The organism is Acidaminococcus sp. CAG:542, assembly GCF_000437815.1.
Lineage (GTDB): Bacteria > Bacillota > Negativicutes > Acidaminococcales > Acidaminococcaceae > Acidaminococcus.
In genome coordinates, this window is record NZ_FR902041.1 from 17931 (window position 1) to 21563 (window position 3633).

General features: G+C 54.9%; 3 protein-coding genes. 1 reads left to right on the top strand and 2 read right to left on the bottom strand.

The window, feature by feature from the left end; genetic code table 11:
• Positions 1-1245, bottom strand: a 1245-nt coding sequence (locus QVO43_RS02720; RefSeq protein WP_288174386.1) for a GTP-binding protein, incomplete at its 3' end; no start/stop codon positions are given.
• A gap of 126 nt (positions 1246-1371) precedes the next feature.
• The gene (locus tag QVO43_RS02725) at positions 1372-2979 is read right to left on the bottom strand and encodes an MBL fold/beta-CASP domain-containing RNA metallo-hydrolase (RefSeq protein WP_022487069.1); all 1608 of its coding nucleotides are present in this window, start codon (positions 2977-2979) and stop codon (positions 1372-1374) included.
• 112 nt (positions 2980-3091) lie between these two features.
• On the opposite strand from QVO43_RS02725, the gene QVO43_RS02730 reads away from it, so the two are divergent.
• On the top strand, positions 3092-3613 hold the full coding sequence (locus tag QVO43_RS02730) for a surface-adhesin E family protein (RefSeq protein ID WP_022487070.1): 522 nt from the start codon (positions 3092-3094) through the stop codon (positions 3611-3613).
• Positions 3614-3633: the final 20 nt, after the last annotated feature.

A 3633-nucleotide genomic window follows, 5' to 3' on the forward strand; every position in this document is an offset into this window, starting at 1 on the left:
AGGGCCCATGAAATCCTGGGGCACTTCGATGGTCAGTGCTTCCATGGGTTCCAGCAGCTTGCCGTTTTCATCCCGGTGCATGATTACGGTGGGTTTCCCTACCTGGAGTTCGAACCCTTCCCGGCGCATGGCTTCGATGAGCACGGACAGATGCAGTTCCCCACGGCCGGACACCTTGAAGGTATCGGCGCTGTCGGTGTCTTCCACTTTCATGGAAACGTTGGTTTCCACTTCTTTGTACAGACGGTCACGGAGATGGCGGCTGGTGATGAAGTCACCTTCCTGGCCGGCAAAGGGGCTGTCGTTGACGGAGAAGGTCATGGACAGGGTGGGTTCGTCCACCTTGATCCCCTGGAGCTGTTCCGGGTTGTCCACATCGGCAATGGTGTCGCCGATTTCAGCAGTGCTCAGGCCGATCAGGGCAATGATGTCCCCGGCTTTGGCTTCAGGCACTTCCACCCGTTTCAGCCCTTCGTAGGTGTACAGACGGCCGATCTTCTGGGTGGTGCGCTTGTCATCATGCATCAGGCACACGTTCTGGCCGTTCTTGATGGTGCCGCGGACCACACGGCCCACCACGATCCGGCCCACATAGTCATCGTGGTCCAGGGTGTTGACCAGCATCTGAAGCGGCGCATCCACATCCACGTCAGGAGCGGGGATGCTTTTGATGATGGTGCGGAACAGAGGTTCCAGGTTGTCGCTTTCGTCATCCATGGACAGCTTGGCAATGCCCTTCTTGGCGGAGGCATAGACCACCGGGAAATCCAGTTGGTCGTCGTTGGCGTTCAGTTCGATGAACAGGTCCAGGACTTCGTCCACCACTTCTTCCACCCGCTGATCCGGACGGTCGATTTTGTTGATGACCACCACCGGTTTCAGATGATGTTCCAGGGCTTTCCGCAGTACGTATTTGGTCTGGGGCATGGGACCTTCATAAGCGTCTACCAGCAGCAGTACGCCGTCCACCATGTTCAGCACCCGTTCCACTTCACCGCCGAAGTCAGCATGGCCCGGAGTGTCCAGGATGTTGATCTTGCAGCCATCGTGCATAACGGAAGTATTCTTGGCCAGGATGGTGATCCCACGTTCTCTTTCCTGATCGTTGGAGTCCATGACCCGTTCCTGCACCTGCTGGTTGGCCCGGAATACACCGCTCTGCTTCAGCATGGCATCCACCAGGGTAGTCTTACCGTGGTCGACGTGAGCGATGATGGCAATGTTACGCAAATCATTTCTAATCATAAAAGCCCAATCCCCTCTTATTTCCAGATAAATCAAGAGGATGCTTGTCTGGAAGCATCCTCAAAGTAAACTGCATCATTTCGACTTTCCTATTATATTCTTTTCCCCTCTGGATGTCAAATACTGTCACAATGTTTTCATCACATCGTCAATGTATTTGCGGATTTTGTCCATCTTGGCCCGGATATCGGGGATCCGGCGGGGATCGTGGGTGATGAGCTGTTCCAGACGGCCCTTGTACACCAGATAATCCTTTTCGAAGTTCTGCAGGTAATCCCGCATGTTCTGGATGGCCGGTTCGCTGGTGATCACCTTGGTTTCCTCGATCCGCCAGTCGGTGCCGTCGATGATGGCGGAATCACCGAAGTTGGGGATGTAGGTGGCGCAGCCCAGTTCCGTATTCAGCAGGTGGGCAAAGGAGCTGGCGGCATCGTATTCCCCGTGGACCACGAAGAAGGCCTTGGGCTTTTCCTCCATACCCTTGTACAGGGCCAGCATCTGGTTCCGGTCCGCATGGGCGGAAAAACCGCTCAGGTTATAGATCTTGGCCCCCACCACAATGTCTTCGCCCATGATCTTCACCTTTTTGGCCCCGTCGATGAGCCGCCGGCCCAGGCTGCCTTCCGCCTGATACCCGGCAAAGATCACGGAAGAATCCTTCCGCCACAGGTTGTGTTTCAGATGGTGGAGCACACGGCCTGCATCGGCCATGCCGCTGGCGGAGATGATGATCATGGGGCTGGGCATGTCGTTGATGGCCTTGGATTCCGCCGCCGTCTCCGTGTACTTCACATTGGGCATGTCGATGAGTTTCCCCTTCTGCTGCCGGAAAATGGTCCGGGCTTCCTCATCATATTCTTCCGGGTTGAACTGCATCACCTGGGTGGCCTTGATGGCCATGGGGCTGTCCACCATAATGGGGACCACCGGCAGCTGGCCGCTGTGCATGAGTTTTTGGAAGTAGTAGAGCATCACCTGGGTACGGCCTACGGCAAAGGCGGGGATGATCACGTTGCCTCCCCGGCTCAGGGCTTCCTTCATCACGTCGCACAGTTCCTTTTCCCGGTCGATCTGTTCATGGAGCCGGTTCCCGTAGGTGGATTCGGTAATGATGAAATCGGCGCCGGAAATCTGATGAGGATCGTCCAGGATGGGCACATTGGGCTGGCCCACGTCCCCGGTGAAGATCAGCTTGGTCTTCTTCCCGTTTTCTTCGATCATCAGGTTCACCAGGGCACTGCCCAGGATATGGCCGGCCACCCGGAACCGGAAGGTGATCCCCGGATACAGTTCCACGTCTTCATCGTAATCGTGGGTGATGAAATGCTTCAGGGTCAGGTAGGCGTCGTCGGCGGTATACAGGGGTTCCACCACGGATTTCCCGGCCCGGAGACCTTTCCGGGTGGCGATTTCCGCATCGGATTCCTGGATGTGTCCGCAGTCAGGGAGCAGGATCTGGCACAGTTCTTCGGTAACCGGGGTGCAGTGGATGAACCCCTTGAACCCTTCCTTGATCAGTTTGGGCAGAAGGCCGCTGTGGTCGATATGGGCATGGCTGAGGATCACCGCGTCGATTTCTCCCGGGTTGAAGGAGAAGGGTTTCCGGTTCAGTTCCCGGATCAGCTTGGGTCCCTGGAACATGCCGCAGTCCAGCAGGATCTTCTTTCCGTTCACTTCCAGCAGGTGACAGGACCCGGTGACAATTTTGTCCGCTCCCAGGAAGGTGATTTTCATGAGGCGTCCCTCCTTTAGAAAAGTTTCCAAATTAATCCATCAGTTAAACTACCTATAGTATAACACGATGTGGTACAATAGTTCCATGGATTTACCAGAAAGGGTGTACATTATGAAAAAATCTCTGTTCTTTCCTTTATTATTTGTTTCTCTGCTGTCGGTTCCTTCCCTGCTTTTTGCCCAGGAAGAGAAAAAGGATTCGCCGAAAGCAGCAGTTACTGTTGCAAATGATACAAAGCAGCCTGCACCCTCTGGAAAAAAGACAGAGGAAGCCCTGCCCACCCCTCCTACGGAAGAAGCTGCGGCCTGGACCCTGGTGGGCAGCAACAGCAGCTATGATGTGTACTATGATTCCCGGAGTATCCAGTACGACGAAAAGACCGGGATCCTGACCATCTGGAACAAATGGGTGCGAAAAGGAGCCATGGGCACCGCCACCCGGACCATCCTGCTCCAGAGTAAATACGACGTACGGCTGCGGGTGGTATCCGATCTGGTCCAGTACACCTACAACGGGCTGGGGAATGAAACGGGAAAGCAAAAAGTGGAAGACCAGTCCTGGTATCCATTGAGCCCCAATACGTTGGGGATGGAGCTGTGTGAAGCGCTGAAAGGGTATTTGCTGAATAATTGAAAGAAGGGGCTGTTGCAAAC